Consider the following 15648-nt stretch of genomic DNA (forward strand, 5'->3'; position numbering starts at 1 on the left):
AACTTTGAAAACGATGAAAATTAAATGGTAAGGGTTTGACGGCCCGATTCGTGTGCACCCGCAAGGTAGGTATCAATCTTCTTAAGCAGCTCAGTCTCGTCAGATGAGAGTTGAATGCCAATCCCCGGCACTTTACCGCCCTGCGCATTCTTGGGTGTTTGCCAAACCACTTTGCCGGTGACAGGGATCTTATCAGGCTCCCCCATTAACGATAGTAGTAGAAAGATCTCTTCGCCTAGCTCGTACTGATCTTTGGTTGGTATAAACAGACCACCACGCTCTAAAAACGGCATGTAAGCACGATAGAGATCCTCTTTCGTATGTATAACGAGACCGAGGATGCCGTGATTTTCTGATTTAACTGTCTCAACCATTACTTAACACTCAACTCTTTCCAATCAAAAAACAGTTTCTCTAATAGTAGCTGCTTATTGGGGTTTAGGTGGCGTTGGATCGCGTTTAATTCAACTTGAACTGACTCATAGAGTTTCAGTACACGGCTTGCATTCGCCTGTTTTGCAACTGAATCCACCATCTTACGCATATCCAAGTTGATACGAGGCTGTTCATCCTGCGCCATCTGAATTCTAACAATATCACCCAACAGAGATTGCCACCAAATTAGAGGCAGACGCAGATCCTCTTTTTGGTATTTCTCTGCCAAGGCGACTGGGCTGACTCGTGCACGCAACAGATCGGCCAAGCCACCCAGAAAATTGGCACGAAGATCAATCGCACCGCCGGACTTCCATTCGTAAGCTGTTAATGGAGCTCCTTGCGCTAACCCCAAGTAACCTTTGGCTTTTTCCGGTGGTAGCTGAAGCTTTTCGGCCAACCAATCGGTCGCCAAACCGGCTTCAGGCAGGCTAAATTCAACTCTTTGACAACGACTACGAATGGTCGGCATCACTTGACCTAACTGGTGAACAATCAACAGAATGAGTGTGTTATTGCCAGGTTCTTCGAGGGTTTTCAACAGAGCATTGGCCGCAGAGATATTCATCTCTTCTGCAGGATCGATGATCAAGACGCGATAACCACCCTGCTGCGCAGTGCCGTGCAAGCGATCAATGGTTTCGCGCACCTGATCAACTTTGATCACCTTGCCGGCCTCTTCAGGTGAAAGGTGAAGCAGATCCGGATGCGTTTCGTGCTGAATCAGCTCACAGGTTTTACACTGACCACAGGGTTCTGAACCCCTAGGGTTATTACAGAGCAAGCGTTTAGCGAGGTGCTCAGCAAACGCACGTTTACCCACCCCTTTATGCCCAGCCAATAGCAGCGCATGAGGTAATTTATTATCAGCGATCAACTGATCAATACGCTGCCAATACTCTGCCTGCCAAGGAAGAATGCTCACAAGGCAACTCCAAACTCACGCAGCACCGCCGCAATTTGGGCTTGAACCTGAGGAATGGAAGGCTCTGCATCAATAATTCGAATGCGTCCGTTTGAAGCCGCTGCACGCTCTAGGTAACGATCGCGTACCCGACCAAAGAAGCTCATCTCCTCTTGTTCGAAGCGATCGAGCGCAGCTCGTGCACGCGCACGGCTCATACCTACCTCAACCGGTAGGTCTAGCAGTAGGGTTAAGTCGGGTTGAAGATCGGACAACACCAACGACTCTAGCTGATCAATAGTCGTTTGATTCATCGCTCGGCCACCACCCTGATAAGCATGAGTCGCATCGATAAAACGATCACAAAGCACCCATTTACCTTCAGCCAAAGCGGGTTTAATGAGGGTCTCAACATGCTGTGCTCGAGCAGCAAAGACAAGAAGGAGTTCTGTCATCTCGGACATCGATTCAGATCGCGGGGTCAAAAGCAGCTCACGAACCTGTTCAGCCAATTCAGTTCCACCCGGTTCACGTGTCACGACCAGATCGATACCCGACGATTCGAGACAGTCTTGAATGTAGTCTAAGTTGGTCGTTTTACCGACCCCTTCACCACCTTCGAGTGTAATGAACTTGCCTTGCATTAGTTGGCCTCTGGTGTAGAACGATAATCTTTGCGACGTTTCAATTGATACTCTCTTACGGCGCGATTGTGTTGCTCTAGTGTATCTGAAAACTGGTGCGAACCGTCACCTTTGGCGACAAAATAGAGCGCCTTACCAGGCTCAGGATTAAGCGCTGCGACAATCGCATCCTCCCCTACCAATGCAATTGGCGTAGGAGGGAGCGCTGGAATTCTATAAGTGTTATAGGGTGTCGACTCTTTTAAATGCTTACGTGTCAGATTGCCCTGATAACGCTCACCTAAGCCATAGATCACGGTTGGATCGGTCTGCAGTCGCATCCCCCGATTGAGACGACGAATGAAGACACCCGAGATCTGCCCCCGCTCACTACTCAAACCCGTCTCTTTCTCGATGATAGATGCCAGAATAAGGGCTTCGTAGGAACTCTCAAGCGGCAATGTTATATCACGACTCTGCCAATGCTTATCTAACACATCATTAAGCATTCTGTGTGCACGAAGCAGCAGTTCTTTGTCCGTTGTACCCCGCTCAAAATAGTAGGTCTCGGCTAAAAATAGGCCTTCAGATGAATCGACATTGAGGCCCAGTTCAGTCGACAAACTGGCGGCATCCGTAGCACTCAATGTTTTCTCAAGCAGTTCATTGTCTGCAAGAGAGGCCAGCATCTCTTTAACGGTTGCCCCCTCAATAAGGGTCACTCGATACTGCACAGATCGACCCGATATGAGACGATCAAGCAGGGTCTCTAGGGTATCACCCACCCTTACCTCATACTCGCCGCTGCGCAACTTGGTGAGTTCTGGCTGAAGCTTAAACAGTAACTTAAGTTTGAACGGCTCATCCAACCAGTGACGATCGGATAGCTCTTGAACCAAGCGTGAGGCCGTATAGCCAGTAGGAACCGTCAAGGTGGTTGGTTGCTGGAGCGCTAGACGCTGTTTAGGAAGATCAAGAACGGACTGATATTGGCTCCACCCAACAGAGGCAAGCACCATAAAAAAAGCAACAAATACTATGACTGTTCGTTTTAACAAACCTAAACCCAATGAGTATTAGCAATCAGTATGAGTCGGGGCCGATAGGCACCCGACTCAACGGTCGCTAGATCTTGTTAAAGACGAGTGTACCGTTGGTACCACCAAAGCCAAATGAGTTGGACATAGCGGCAAATAGCTTCGCCTCTTGGGCCGTGTGAGCCACATAGTTAAGGTCACAGCCTTCACTTGGGTTATCCAAGTTGATCGTAGGCGGCGCTACTTGATCACGAAGAGCCAGCACACAGAAGGCTGCTTCGACAGCACCTGCAGCCCCTAATAGGTGACCTATCATAGATTTAGTCGAGCTCATACGGACATCTGAAGCAGCGCTTCCCAACACCGCTTTAGCCGCATTGGATTCCGCAATATCACCCGCCGGAGTCGATGTGCCGTGTGCATTGATGTAGTTGATTTGATCGACGTTCAGACCGGAATCTTTAATCGCATTAGTCATCGACAGAGCAGCACCGGCACCATCCTCTGGTGGTGAAGTCATGTGGTAGGCGTCATCACTCATACCAAAGCCACTCAACTCACAGTAGATCTTCGCACCACGCGCTTTAGCATGCTCATAGGACTCAAGTACCAACATTCCGGCACCATCACCCAGCACAAACCCATCACGATCACGATCCCATGGACGACTTGCTGCTTGTGGATCGTCGTTACGACTCGACAAGGCACGCGCAGCGGCAAAACCACCCAAACCAAGTGGCGTTGTCGCCATCTCAGAGCCACCTGCGATCATCACATCAGCATCACCGTATTGAATCATACGCATCGCATGACCAATGTTGTGGGTACCGGTTGTACAGGCGGTTGTGATCGCAATATTCGGTCCACGGAAGCCATATTTAATGGCTAGGTTACCGGCGATCATATTGATGATACTGCCAGGAACGAAAAATGGAGAGACTCGACGAGGGCCTGACTTATTCAGTATGTCGTGTGTGTTTTCAATCATTGGTAGACCACCGATGCCGGAGCCAATGGCACAACCAATGCGTGGTGCTTTCTCTTCTGAGACTTCAATACCGGAATCTTCAACTGCTTGAATAGCAGCCACCATGCCGTATTGAATGAACAGATCCATCTTACGAGCCTCTTTAGGGTTGAGGTAAGGCTCTAGTTGAAAATCTTTAACAGATGATGAGAAACGTGTGCTGAAAGCCGAAGCATCAAAATGCTCAATTGGGCCTGCACCACTCTTTCCCGCAAGAATATTTGACCAAGTGTCATCGACCGTTTGACCAACAGGTGTTAATAGACCAAGACCTGTGACTACAACTCGATTGCGCGACATCTAAAACTCTCCGATGGGCTAATAAAAGAAAAGCCGCAACTACTCTAGGCAGGTGCGGCTTTTCGAACGTACGTAGAACCGATTACTGGTTAGCGTTAACGTAGTCGATTGCTAGCTGAACTGTAGTGATTTTCTCAGCTTCTTCATCAGGAATTTCAGTTTCGAATTCCTCTTCAAGAGCCATTACTAGTTCAACAGTGTCAAGTGAATCAGCACCGAGGTCTTCTACGAAAGAAGCTTCGTTAGTCACTTCTTCTTCTTTAACACCAAGTTGCTCGGCGATAATTTTCTTAACGCGATCTTCAATATTGCTCATATCGATTCCTATAATGTTTCAACGCCCACTGTATCTATACTGACACTTTGGGAATTTTAGAAAACCGCTGCTTACATAAAAGATAAGCAACAATTGTTAACTGGGTGCAATTATCCGCTATCTGATGGAAATTACAACCTTTTATACGGTAAAAAACCACACCTAAACGGGGGTTTTAACCCATGTACATACCACCGTTGACCTGGATCGTTTCACCGGTCACATAACCGCCAGATTCGCTGCATAAGAAACCAACGACTGCTGCGATCTCTTCAGGCTTACCTAGACGTGACAGTGATATCTGAGACTGCAGCATCTCTTTATGTGCTTCAGGTAGATCAGCCGTCATATCGGTATCGATGAAACCAGGCGCAACACAGTTGACCGTCACGTTACGACTACCTAATTCACGAGCCAATGCACGTGAGAAACCTTCCATACCTGCTTTAGCTGCTGCGTAGTTTGCTTGACCCGCGTTACCCATAGAGGCCACAACAGAGCTGACGCTGACCACACGACCCCAGCGCGCTTTTGTCATGCCGCGTAGAACACCTTTAACCATGCGGTAGACTGACGAAAGATTGGTATTCAGCACAGAATCCCACTCATCATCCTTCATACGCATCATCAGGTTGTCTTTAGTAATACCAGCATTGTTGACCAGAATGGTAACCGCACCGAACTCCTCTTGGATCTGTGCCAGTACCGCATCAACCGACTCTTTATCAGAGACGTTTAGTACATAACCTTTACCCGCATTACCGGCTGCAGCTAAGTATTCAGTGATTGCACTAGCACCACCTTCACTCGTTGCTGTTCCAAGAACGGTAGCGCCCTGTGCAGCGAGATTCTCTGCGATCGCTTTACCGATACCGCGGGTAGCACCTGTTACTAGCGCAACTTTATTTTCTAAACTCATCTTTTAATCCTTAGCTATTTTGTGCTTCTAGGGCTTTATCTAGACCCGCAGAATCACCAATATTCAAAACGGTTAATGCGCGATCGACTTTCTTATTCAGACCCGACAGAACTTTACCTGGACCACACTCAACGGTGCGATCAACACCCAGTGCTAACATTGCTTGTACGCTCTCAGTCCAACGCACTGGACTGTACAGCTGCTGCACCAACAGATCACGCAATTCAGCAACATCTTCACAGGTCGATGCATTGACGTTGTGAATGAGTTTAATCGCTGGCAGTGTAATCTCAATCTTTGCCAATGCTTCAGCCAACTTCTCAGCTGCTGGCTGCATCAAAGCACAGTGAGAAGGCACCGATACAGGTAGCTCTACTGCACGTTTAGCACCCGCCTCTTTACAAGCTTCCACACCACGCTCAACCGCTGCTTTCTCACCGGCAATTACGACCTGACCTGGGCAGTTAAAGTTAACAGCAGAGACCACTGCACCTTGAGCGGCTTGCTCACAAGCAGCCACAACAGCCGCGTCATCAAGACCAAGAATTGCCGCCATCGCCCCAGTACCAGCAGGAACCGCAGCCTGCATCAACTCGCCACGAAGGCGAACCAGACGCACACCGTCAGCCAAGGAGATAGCACCAGCACAAACTAGCGCGGAGTATTCACCCAGTGAGTGACCTGCGACAACCGAGGGTGCTTCACCACCCTGCTGTTGCCATAAACGCCACAGAGCGACACTCGAAGTCAGCAGAACGGGTTGTGTATTCTCAGTGCTATTAAGAACCGCTTCAGGCCCCTCTTGAGCAATAGCCCAAAGATCCTGACCTAAGGCTTCAGAAGCCTCTTTAAACGTATCCGTGATAATAGAGTGCTGTGCAGCTAGATCACTCAACATACCGAGTGATTGTGAACCTTGGCCTGGGAAGACCAATGCAAGTGATTGAGACATGTTGTCCTCGATTAACTGTCGGAGATTAACTCCATAAAAATTCCTAATGCGGAGTTTACATCATATGAGGAATATCTGAACCCTTAAGGGGAACTGTTTAGATCCTGAGCAACCTGATCCGCCAACTGGTTAGGCAGATCGGCTTTAAGCATATTCAGAGTGTTTTCTAAAGCCGCCTTAAAGTCATTAGCGTTCGCAGCACCATGACTTTTAACGACCAGACCATTCAAACCTAAAAACAGTGCACCATTTCTTTGACCTGAATCGAGCGATTTAGTCAGGGCTGTCAGCATTGGGCTAGCCAGCCATGCGATGACTTTACTGTAGAGTGAACCTGCAAACACCTGGCGCAGTCGATGAGCTAGCAGCTTAGCGACCCCTTCGCTACTCTTTAGGGCCACGTTACCGACCAGACCATCACAGACGATCAAATCCGCTTCACCAACAAACAGATCAGCGCCTTCAACAAAGCCGATGTAGTTCACCTCTGGAAGTTCCGCTATCTGAGCACTCGCTTCACGAAGCGTCTCGTTGCCCTTGGTCTCTTCAGAGCCTACGTTAAGCAGACCAATTTTTGGATCTCTACCTGTTGTAACCCGCACCAAAGCGCGCCCCAACACAGCAAACTGCTTTAGCATCTCTGGGGATGAGTCTAAGTTAGCGCCCAAATCGACGACCTGACACTCGCCTTTCAAGGTCGGCATAGCTGCAGAGATAGCGGGACGATCGATCCCCTGAATCATTCCCAAGGTGCGTCTCGCAAGGGCCATCAAAGCCCCCGTATTGCCAGCACTCACAACGGCACAGGCCGAACCTGATGCGAGCTGATCCAGAGCTAACTGCATTGAGCTGTCCGAGCCTTCACGCAGAGCGGAAATTACCCTCATATCGGCCGTAATAACCGATGAAGCATGCACAAGGCTTAACTGTGAATTAGCGTCTTTAGGAAGATAGGGAGCGATCTGCTCTTGATCACCCACAAGGGTAATCGATAGATCAGGGTGATCTTTAAGAACTGCGAGGGAGGCCTCAACAGTAATACGGGGACCGAAGTCCCCGCCCATTGCATCAACAGCGATGCAATAACTGTGTTGCACGGCTAAGACTTACTCGTCGCCTTTTGCAACAACCTGACGACCGCGGTAGAAACCGTCAGCTGTCATGTGGTGACGACGGTGAGTCTCACCAGTAGTCTGTTCAACTGAAAGAGTTGGGTTGCTAAGTGCATCGTGTGAACGGCGCATATCGCGACGTGAACGAGACTTTTTGTTCTGCTGTACTGCCATGGTTTTTACTCCTGGATCTTACTTTACTAGCGCTACTTCTTAAGGCTCGCTAGCACACTAAATGGATTCGGTTTTTCAATCTGCTCCGCAGGTATCTCATCTTCGCCGAAGGACATTTTTACTGAACAGTCATCATGATAACAGACGGCTGGTAAACTCAGTATCAACTCTTCTCCGACCAAATCTGCAAGATTTACATCATCCTCTAACAGTAGAGGATCATAGTAACGGGGCAAATTCTTGGCCTGCTCTTCGTTTAACACAACGGCTAAACTGAACTCTGCTTCCAATTGCAATGTCACTGGCTCCAAGCAACGTTGACACTGTTGCTGAACTTCAACGTTCGCTTGTCCGGTCACAGTTCTTAGCTTCTGCTCATCAAGGGCAAAAGCCAGTTCTACATTGACATCACCACAGGGACTGACCAGCAAGGAGCAGAGCTGAGGCATAGATTGCAGTGCAATAGTGCCTGTTAAAACTGCTTCCCGCTCGGCAAGTTTCCGAGGGTCGACTTTTTTCGGAAGAGGGCCGTTCGACATAAGCGCGCAATTCTAGGGATCTGAAGCCCAACTGTAAAGGAATATATGCCATTAATTGAGGATATTTGTTAGGTTAGAGCCTCTTTAGCTAACAAAAGCCCAATCTGCACAAAATCGCAGCGGAATATCGATGAAAAGCCACCAATTACCGATCGTTTTAGCCTCAAGCTCAAAATATCGCCGCGAACTACTGTCTCGCATTTTAAATGAGTTTGAACACGCCTCTCCCGACATCGATGAGACGCCAATAGCCGGTGAGTCTCCAGAGGCTTGTGCGGCTCGTTTAGCCCAACTGAAAGCCAAGGCGTTAGCTAAAGAGTTCCCTGCACACTGGATTATAGGGTCTGATCAACTGGCTACGCTTGACCAGCTGATTCTTGGCAAACCTTTAACCAAAGAGAGAGCGATTACCCAGCTCTCTTTGTGCAGCGGTCGGCGTGTCAGCTTTCTAACCTCTTTGGCGCTTTTCAACAGCCAAACTGAGGAGACTAGAGAGTATCTAGAAGAGGTTGTCGTGACCTTTAGAGAACTGTCAGACGCAGAGATCACAGCTTACATTGATCGCGAGCAACCGCTGGACTGCGCAGGCAGTTTTAAATGCGAGGGGTTAGGTATCACACTGTTTGAGTCGATTGAGAGCAGAGACCCTAATACTCTAATTGGCCTGCCACTGATTGGGTTAAACCATCTATTACTAGAAGCGGGCATCAACCCGCTTCTAAAATAGACGCTATTAGCGATCTATTTGAACTGGATAGAGCTCGTTATACCGAGAGTGTTCATAACCTGACTGGCCACCCCAACACCTAGACGCTCTGCCAAGCGTTCAACCGCGTTTGGACGGTAGCTGTAATCAATTAGATGATCGGTATTAAACTGTTCGCGAGCAACAGAGCTAGCACTGCCTAACCCATCAACCAAACCCAATTCAACGGCCTGTTCACCTGTCCAGATTAGTCCAGAGAACAGCTCAGGGTTATCAGCAAGACGATCACCCCTACCCTGCTTCACAGCGTCAATTAACTGTTGGTGAGTAGTATCCAACACAGATTGCCAAAAGCGCTTCTGTTGATCCGAGAGCGGCTGGAAAGGGTCTAGCAGTGCTTTGCTGTCGCCTGCGGTAAGAGCACGGCGTTCAACCCCTAGCTTCTCCATCAAATCGACAAAACCAAATCCACTTGAAATGACCCCAATTGAACCTACCAGGCTGGCTTTATCCGCATAGATAGCGTCCGCGGCACTGGCTAGGTAATAACCGCCACTGGCGCCAATATCGGTAATAACGGCCATCACCGCCTTATCAGGATAGAGTGCACGGAGTCGAACAATCTCATCATAGACGTAACCGGCTTGAACAGGACTACCACCCGGGCTGTTAATACGCACAATAACACCGAGACTGTCAGATGCCTCAAACGCATCGCGCAGAGAGGTGATCAACAGATCAGCACTGGCTTCGCTGCTGTCTGAAATAACGCCACGCACTTGAACCACTGCCACATGTGGCTTAGAGATCTCCTCAATGGAGGCGAACTTCTCACTCCACAGAAAAAAGCCTGCGATACCAAACAGATAGATAAAGGTCAGAGACTTGAAGAAGATGCCCCAACGGCGAGATCGGCGCTGCTCACGGTTGACGTTATCAACCAGCTTTTCAAGCAAGCGCCAGCTTTTTGAATCGGTACTGTCTACAGCAGGCTGATCACTCTTCTCATTAGTTTGCACAACCGTTCCACTAGCCTGCTCAATACTCTCTTTTGAATCACTAGGCTTTTCACCCCAAGGATTGTGTTCCACATTAACTCCTTAACCAATCCACTAACTCATTAAAATGATCAAACACCTGCAACGGTTCAAAGGCATGCAGATCATCCACCTCATGCACCCCATAGCTCATAGCCACTCGATCAATACCCGCACTGCGCGCCATCTCCAAATCATAACTGGTGTCACCAATCATAAGGACTTCGCTAGCATCCAAACCTGTCTCTTCTAGGATCTCATGCAGCATCAAAGGATCTGGCTTGGATGCCGTCTCATCAGCACACTTGGTCAGTTCAAAATGGCCCGCCAACTCTGTATCAGACAGGACGCGATCCAAACCACGGCGGCTTTTTCCAGTCGCGACCGAGAGTCGATAGCCATGCTGTTTGAGTAGCCCCAGTCCATCAAATGCACCGTCAAATAGCGCCGTGGGTGTCTGATCAACCTCTAGATAGTGTTTACTGTAACCCTGCCGAATGAGCTCTCGCGTTGCGGCATCACATTCAGGCATGACTTTAAGAATAGCCTCTGGCAAGCCAAGGCCAATAATATCTCGCACTGACTCATCACTGGGGATTCTTAGACCTAGCTCACGCGTAGCGCCCTGAAAACTGGATACGATACGCGCTTGAGAATCGATTAAAGTTCCATCCCAATCGAAAATAAGTAGCCTATACTTCACGTAAACCTCAAAGTTTGAGCATTATGTATTTAAACAAGCGTCTAACACTGCTGTCGACACTGCTGATAGTCAGCTCAGTCTACAGCACCTCTGCGAAAAGTGAGAGTTCGCAGACCATCTATAAATTTCGCAACGAGTCAGGCGTGCTCTCGTTCAGCGATCGACGCCCTAAACAGACCACTCATTATGAAATACTCAAATTTGACTGTTATGCCTGCCGGTCAAACCCATCAATCGATTGGCACACTGTGCCTCTAAACACTCGAGACTTTCGCAGCATTACACAAATCGCCGCCAACCAAGTCAAGGTTGACGAATCTCTTATTCGCGCCGTGATTCATGCGGAGTCGGCATTCAAAAGCAACGCGCTCTCTTCACAAGGGGCAATGGGTTTGATGCAGCTAATGAAAAAGACAGCACTCTCCCTAGGTGTCGAGAACCGACAGGATCCTAGCGCGAACATCTTTGCCGGGAGCCAATACCTAAAAGAGCAGCTAGAGCAGTTTGGTGACACAAAATTGGCCCTAGCAGCCTACAACGCAGGGCCAACGGCTGTAAAACGTTACCAAGGCATACCACCCTATCCCGAGACAGAGCGCTACATCGAACGTGTAATGATTCTTAAAGCACGCTACGACAAAGCACTCTAGAAAGCATTTAGGCTTAGCTAAAATTTAGGCAATAAAAAACCGCAGGCCGGATAAAGGGGGAGTTCCAGGCTGCGGTCAGCAGTAATAACTGCTCATTTAGAGGCTTTCAAGCTGGTGATTTACCAAATAGGGCTTAAAAAATGCCCTGCTTGTAGAACAGTAGACCCTCTGTGAAGTCTTTTAGTTCCGTGAATCTGTAACTTTTTTTGAAAAAATTTTAAATCTGTTTAAAAACAACAACTTATAAAATAGAAAAAATTACAGCCGCTCAACTAAGAACGGGCTGTGGATAATAGACCTATGCTGGTCAATTTTCAATCAATCGTTAACTCTTTTTCGCTAACCAGCAGACCGTTGTTATCAGCGTAGAGATATTCACCCGGAATGAAATCAACACCGCCAAAACGAAGCGTGACATTTAATTCCCCCGCCCCTTTTTTCTCGGTCTTCAACGGGTGGCAGCCCAACGCTTGAACACCTAGGTCAAGATCACCAATGGCATTCACGTCACGGATACAGCCGTAGATAACAATACCCGACCAGCCATTCTTGACTGCTTTCTCAGCCAGCATGTCACCCAACATCGCGCGACGCATAGAGCCACCGCTATCAACTACCAGCACTCGACCTTCACCAGGTAGCGCAACTTGTTCACGAACCAAGGAGTTATCTTCAAACGCTTTGATCGTCACGATCTTTCCGCTAAAGCGTTCACGACCGCCAAAGTTACCAAACATCGGTTCAAGAATGCGCACATCATCTTCATAGCGATCGCACAGTTCGGGTAGTAGATCTTCCATCGATTTCTCCTGATAGATTTTAAGATTTTAGACGAAGGCCATCCGCTTCAATTTGGATCTTGCCCTCTTTCAACAGCTGACCAATCGCCATTTTGTAGGCTTTTTTACTGCAACCAAAACGGGCATTAATCGCTTCAGGCGGACTCTTATCACCCAGTGGACAGAAGCCGCTGTTCGCCTCCAACTCAGCCAACAGCTTATCGGCAACAGACCCGACTCGTTTATAACCAGGTGGCGTCAGCATAAGGTCAATCTGTCCATCCTCACGCACCTGCTTAACATAGCCCGTCAGACGCTGACCCAATTTCAAATGCTGAGTGAGGTCTTGACGATGGATAAGGCCTTCATAGCGATCATTGATGATGCAGAGCATGCCTAAGTCAGTCATACGCCAGGGCAGCATTTCAACCAGCATCTCTTTGTTTAGGTCGGTTGGGTTGGACTCAAGATAACGATCCGTTTTCATTGAGGCCGCGATACGGTTCGAGTTATCAATGTAGATGAAGACATTCACCCACAGACCTTCCGTCACATCACGCTGCTGCTCTGAGAAAGGCAGCAGCAGATCTTTAGATAGTCCCCAATCCAGGAAAGCACCTATCGGCGTGGTCTCTTTAACACGCAGTCGAGCGAATTGACCCACTTCCGCTTTGGGATGCGCCAAGGTCGCGATCTCTTGATCTTGGGAGTCAAGGTAGACAAACACACGCAGCTTATCGCCAGGCTTAGTACCTTCAGGCACTTCACTTCGAGGGAGCAGTATGCCGCCACCATCACCTGTCTCTAAATAGACACCGTATGGACTCTCTCGCAACACCGTTAATTGATTGCGCTTACCGAGTTCAAACACGCCTCTCTCCCAATATTAAAAACCCTATGATAACCGGTTAGGCCAGAACGAAAAACGGCCAGGGAGTGAATCCTGACCGTTTTTAAGGATTTAGCCTCTTTTAGGCTTTGTCATTCGCCAAGTAGAACCAGGTATCCATGACTGAATCAGGGTTGAGTGACACACTGTCGATACCCTGCTGCATCAACCAACGGGCAAGATCAGGGTGGTCCGAAGGTCCTTGTCCACAGATACCCACATATTTACCCTGCGCCTTACAGGCGGTAATCGCCATCTCAAGAAGACGCTTAACCGCTTCGTTTCGCTCATCGAACAGATGCGCAATAAGGCCCGAATCACGGTCCAAGCCGAGTGTCAGCTGAGTCAGGTCGTTCGAACCAATTGAGAAGCCGTCAAAGTACTCAAGGAACTGGTCAGCGAGTAGTGCGTTGGATGGGATTTCACACATCATGATCAACTTAAGACCGTTCTGTCCGCGCTGAAGCCCATTCTCCGCCAACAGATCTACGACCTGTTTTGCCTCGCCTGGTGTGCGTACGAACGGCACCATGATCTCAACATTGGTTAGACGCATCTCATCACGGACACGTTTCAATGCACGACACTCCAGCTCAAAACAGTCACGGAAGTCTTCAGAGATGTAGCGAGCAGCACCACGGAAACCTAGCATTGGGTTCTCTTCATGCGGTTCGAACGATTGACCACCGATCAGGTGACCGTACTCATTAGATTTGAAGTCCGACATACGAACGATCACTTTCTTAGGGTAGAAAGCGGCCGCAAGCGTTGAGATACCCTCAGTCAATTTATCAACGTAGAAATCAACAGGCGATTTGTAACCTGCGATGCGGCGTTCAATAACCTGACGCACATCACGTGGTTGCTCCTCTAGATTAATCAACGCTTTCGGGTGAACACCAATCATTCGGTTGATAATGAACTCTAAACGCGCCAGACCAACACCAGCATTCGGCAGTGATTGGAAGTCAAAGGCACGGTCTGGGTTACCCACGTTCATCATAATGTCGAACGGCAGCGATGGCATCTGTTCAACATTGTTTGTAGTGTGTTCAAAGTCTAGACAACCCGCGTAGACGTAGCCTGTATCACCTTCTGCACAGCTAACAGTCACCTCTTGGCCGTCAGTCAGTGCAGAGGTTGCATCACCACAGCCCACGATAGCAGGAATACCTAACTCACGTGCAATGATCGCCGCGTGACAGGTACGACCACCACGGTTCGTTACGATCGCTGATGCACGTTTCATAACCGGCTCCCAATCTGGGTCGGTCATATCCGTTACCAACACATCACCATCCTGAACGGTGTGCATCTCATCAAGTGACTTAACAAGACGAACAACACCGGCGCCAATTCGGTGACCAATCGAACGACCTTCAACGAGGACCTGACCCTTCTCTTTCATCAGGTAGCGTTCGATCACGGTTTTTTGTGTCTGACTGCGAACCGTTTCTGGACGAGCCTGAACGATGTAAAGCTGACCATCATCCCCATCACGAGCCCACTCGACATCCATTGGACGGCCGTAGTGGTTCTCAATGATGACGGCAATGCGCGCCAACTCTTCTACCTCTTCATCCGTCACACAGAAACGGTTGCGATCCGCATAAGAGACATCGACCGTCTCTACCGCCTTACCCGCACTGTGCTCATCCGTGTAGATCATCTTGATCGCTTTAGAGCCCATGGTACGACGAAGAATCGCAGGAGCGTTCTGCTTTAGAGTGGGTTTGTAGACGTAGAACTCATCAGGGTTAACTGCGCCCTGAACAACGGTTTCGCCCAAACCGTACGCGGCGGTGATGAAGACAACGTGCTGGAAACCTGATTCTGTGTCCAATGAGAAGAGAACGCCCGATGCGCCGGTCTCACTGCGAACCATGCGTTGAATACCCGCAGATAGCGCTACTTCAGCGTGAGTAAATCCTTTGTGAACTCGGTAAGAGATGGCGCGATCGTTATATAGGGAAGCAAACACCTCTTTGATCGCGTGTTTAACATTATCTAGGCCTTTAATATTTAGGAAGGTCTCTTGCTGGCCAGCAAAAGAGGCATCTGGCAAATCTTCTGCAGTCGCCGATGAGCGCACTGCGACACTGATCTCAGCTTGGCCATCCAACATCTCTGCGTAAGCTGTTTCGATCGCAGCATCCAATTCAGGTTGAAAATCCGCATCCATAATCCACTGACGAATCTGACCGCCAGTTTCCGCCAATGCACGCGTATCATCTGCATCCAGCTCATCAAGACGTGCATTAATACGATCCGCCAAACCACCATAGGCTAGGAACTCTCGATACGCTTCGGCAGTCGTGGCAAAGCCACCCGGTACACGCACACCGGCTTCACTCAATTGACTGATCATTTCACCAAGAGAGGCATTCTTACCACCTACTTTTTCCACATCGGTCATGCGCGCCTGATCAAGACGAATCACGTATTCTGTCAAAGCACTATCTCCTAAACTTTGGTCGTTAAACTGAGTATTTACTACCCAATACACGCCATACTAGAGGAAGAAAAGAGAAATAAAACCCCCTTTT

General features: G+C 48.8%; 18 protein-coding genes. 2 read left to right on the forward strand and 16 right to left on the reverse strand.

Features of this window, described 5'->3' with window-relative positions; genetic code table 11:
• Positions 1-20 precede the first annotated feature (20 nt).
• The 11 genes from XMD530_RS04735 to XMD530_RS04785 form a co-directional block, all read right to left on the reverse strand.
• Positions 21-374, reverse strand: coding sequence for a PilZ domain-containing protein (locus tag XMD530_RS04735; RefSeq protein WP_173481594.1), 354 nt, complete (start codon positions 372-374; stop codon positions 21-23).
• Positions 374-1360, reverse strand: coding sequence for a DNA polymerase III subunit delta' (locus XMD530_RS04740; protein ID WP_173483196.1), 987 nt, complete (start codon positions 1358-1360; stop codon positions 374-376). Before XMD530_RS04740 ends, XMD530_RS04735 begins: the two co-directional genes overlap by 1 nt.
• The gene (tmk, locus tag XMD530_RS04745; RefSeq protein WP_173483197.1) at positions 1357-1983 is read right to left on the reverse strand and encodes a dTMP kinase; all 627 of its coding nucleotides are present in this window, start codon (positions 1981-1983) and stop codon (positions 1357-1359) included. Before tmk ends, XMD530_RS04740 begins: the two co-directional genes overlap by 4 nt.
• Positions 1983-3020, reverse strand: coding sequence for an endolytic transglycosylase MltG (gene mltG / locus XMD530_RS04750; protein WP_173481597.1), 1038 nt, complete (start codon positions 3018-3020; stop codon positions 1983-1985). The genes tmk and mltG overlap by 1 nt, the downstream gene beginning before the upstream one ends.
• A gap of 67 nt (positions 3021-3087) precedes the next feature.
• On the reverse strand, positions 3088-4326 hold the full coding sequence (fabF, locus tag XMD530_RS04755) for a beta-ketoacyl-ACP synthase II (protein WP_173506826.1): 1239 nt from the start codon (positions 4324-4326) through the stop codon (positions 3088-3090).
• A gap of 82 nt (positions 4327-4408) precedes the next feature.
• The gene (gene acpP, locus XMD530_RS04760; RefSeq protein WP_173481599.1) at positions 4409-4642 is read right to left on the reverse strand and encodes an acyl carrier protein; all 234 of its coding nucleotides are present in this window, start codon (positions 4640-4642) and stop codon (positions 4409-4411) included.
• Between the two features lie 175 nt (positions 4643-4817).
• Positions 4818-5561 carry a 3-oxoacyl-ACP reductase FabG gene (gene fabG, locus XMD530_RS04765; protein WP_173481600.1) on the reverse strand — a complete coding sequence of 248 codons (744 nt, stop codon included), beginning with the start codon at positions 5559-5561 and terminating at the stop codon, positions 4818-4820.
• Between the two features lie 10 nt (positions 5562-5571).
• Positions 5572-6513, reverse strand: a complete 942-nt coding sequence (fabD, locus tag XMD530_RS04770; RefSeq protein WP_173498144.1) for an ACP S-malonyltransferase — start codon at positions 6511-6513, stop codon at positions 5572-5574.
• 83 nt (positions 6514-6596) lie between these two features.
• Positions 6597-7610 carry a phosphate acyltransferase PlsX gene (plsX, locus tag XMD530_RS04775; RefSeq protein ID WP_173483199.1) on the reverse strand — a complete coding sequence of 338 codons (1014 nt, stop codon included), beginning with the start codon at positions 7608-7610 and terminating at the stop codon, positions 6597-6599.
• A 9-nt stretch (positions 7611-7619) separates the two neighbouring features.
• The gene (gene rpmF / locus XMD530_RS04780; protein ID WP_173481603.1) at positions 7620-7799 is read right to left on the reverse strand and encodes a 50S ribosomal protein L32; all 180 of its coding nucleotides are present in this window, start codon (positions 7797-7799) and stop codon (positions 7620-7622) included.
• 32 nt (positions 7800-7831) lie between these two features.
• Positions 7832-8338, reverse strand: coding sequence for a YceD family protein (locus tag XMD530_RS04785; protein ID WP_173481604.1), 507 nt, complete (start codon positions 8336-8338; stop codon positions 7832-7834).
• A gap of 130 nt (positions 8339-8468) precedes the next feature.
• On the opposite strand from XMD530_RS04785, the gene XMD530_RS04790 reads away from it, so the two are divergent.
• Positions 8469-9065: a nucleoside triphosphate pyrophosphatase gene (locus XMD530_RS04790; RefSeq protein ID WP_173481605.1), complete on the forward strand. Its 597-nt coding sequence runs from the start codon at positions 8469-8471 to the stop codon at positions 9063-9065.
• A 14-nt stretch (positions 9066-9079) separates the two neighbouring features.
• On the opposite strand, the gene XMD530_RS04795 is transcribed toward XMD530_RS04790, so the two are convergent.
• The gene (locus tag XMD530_RS04795; RefSeq protein ID WP_173506827.1) at positions 9080-10135 is read right to left on the reverse strand and encodes a S49 family peptidase; all 1056 of its coding nucleotides are present in this window, start codon (positions 10133-10135) and stop codon (positions 9080-9082) included.
• A gap of 1 nt (position 10136) precedes the next feature.
• Positions 10137-10784 (reverse strand): HAD-IA family hydrolase, encoded by a 648-nt coding sequence (locus XMD530_RS04800; RefSeq protein ID WP_173481607.1) that lies wholly within the window; start codon positions 10782-10784, stop codon positions 10137-10139.
• A 23-nt stretch (positions 10785-10807) separates the two neighbouring features.
• Here XMD530_RS04800 and XMD530_RS04805 point away from each other — a divergent pair, with 23 nt between their 5' ends.
• Entirely contained in the window at positions 10808-11434 is a 627-nt protein-coding gene (locus XMD530_RS04805) for a lytic transglycosylase domain-containing protein (protein WP_173483201.1), read from the forward strand.
• Positions 11435-11748: 314 nt separating this feature from the next.
• Here the strand turns inward: XMD530_RS04805 and rraA are convergent, their stop codons facing one another.
• From rraA to ppsA, 3 genes are all read right to left on the reverse strand, one after another.
• The gene (gene rraA, locus XMD530_RS04810) at positions 11749-12234 is read right to left on the reverse strand and encodes a ribonuclease E activity regulator RraA (protein ID WP_173481609.1); all 486 of its coding nucleotides are present in this window, start codon (positions 12232-12234) and stop codon (positions 11749-11751) included.
• A 19-nt stretch (positions 12235-12253) separates the two neighbouring features.
• A complete protein-coding gene (locus XMD530_RS11500) occupies positions 12254-13084 on the reverse strand; it encodes a S1-like domain-containing RNA-binding protein (RefSeq protein WP_173481610.1) in 831 nt (276 codons plus the stop codon).
• A 100-nt stretch (positions 13085-13184) separates the two neighbouring features.
• Complete coding sequence (gene ppsA / locus XMD530_RS04820) at positions 13185-15554, reverse strand: phosphoenolpyruvate synthase (protein ID WP_173484298.1); 2370 nt, start codon at positions 15552-15554, stop codon at positions 13185-13187.
• Positions 15555-15648: the final 94 nt, after the last annotated feature.

This window comes from Marinobacterium sp. xm-d-530 (assembly GCF_013283365.1).
In the GTDB taxonomy this organism is placed as follows: Bacteria; Pseudomonadota; Gammaproteobacteria; order Pseudomonadales; family Balneatricaceae; genus Marinobacterium_E.

Excerpts from the sequence above, each read along its gene's own strand:
- XMD530_RS04735 (WP_173481594.1), bottom strand. The coding sequence starts at position 374 with ATGGTTGAGACAGTTAAATCAGAAAATCACGGCATCCTCGGTCTCGTT.
- tmk (WP_173483197.1), bottom strand. The coding sequence starts at position 1,983 with ATGCAAGGCAAGTTCATTACACTCGAAGGTGGTGAAGGGGTCGGTAAA.
- fabF (WP_173506826.1), bottom strand. The coding sequence starts at position 4,326 with ATGTCGCGCAATCGAGTTGTAGTCACAGGTCTTGGTCTATTAACACCT.
- acpP (WP_173481599.1), bottom strand. The coding sequence starts at position 4,642 with ATGAGCAATATTGAAGATCGCGTTAAGAAAATTATCGCCGAGCAACTT.
- fabG (WP_173481600.1), bottom strand. The coding sequence starts at position 5,561 with ATGAGTTTAGAAAATAAAGTTGCGCTAGTAACAGGTGCTACCCGCGGT.
- fabD (WP_173498144.1), bottom strand. The coding sequence starts at position 6,513 with ATGTCTCAATCACTTGCATTGGTCTTCCCAGGCCAAGGTTCACAATCA.
- rpmF (WP_173481603.1), bottom strand. The coding sequence starts at position 7,799 with ATGGCAGTACAGCAGAACAAAAAGTCTCGTTCACGTCGCGATATGCGC.
- XMD530_RS04785 (WP_173481604.1), bottom strand. The coding sequence starts at position 8,338 with ATGTCGAACGGCCCTCTTCCGAAAAAAGTCGACCCTCGGAAACTTGCC.
- XMD530_RS04790 (WP_173481605.1), top strand. The coding sequence starts at position 8,469 with ATGAAAAGCCACCAATTACCGATCGTTTTAGCCTCAAGCTCAAAATAT.
- XMD530_RS04805 (WP_173483201.1), top strand. The coding sequence starts at position 10,808 with ATGTATTTAAACAAGCGTCTAACACTGCTGTCGACACTGCTGATAGTC.
- rraA (WP_173481609.1), bottom strand. The coding sequence starts at position 12,234 with ATGGAAGATCTACTACCCGAACTGTGCGATCGCTATGAAGATGATGTG.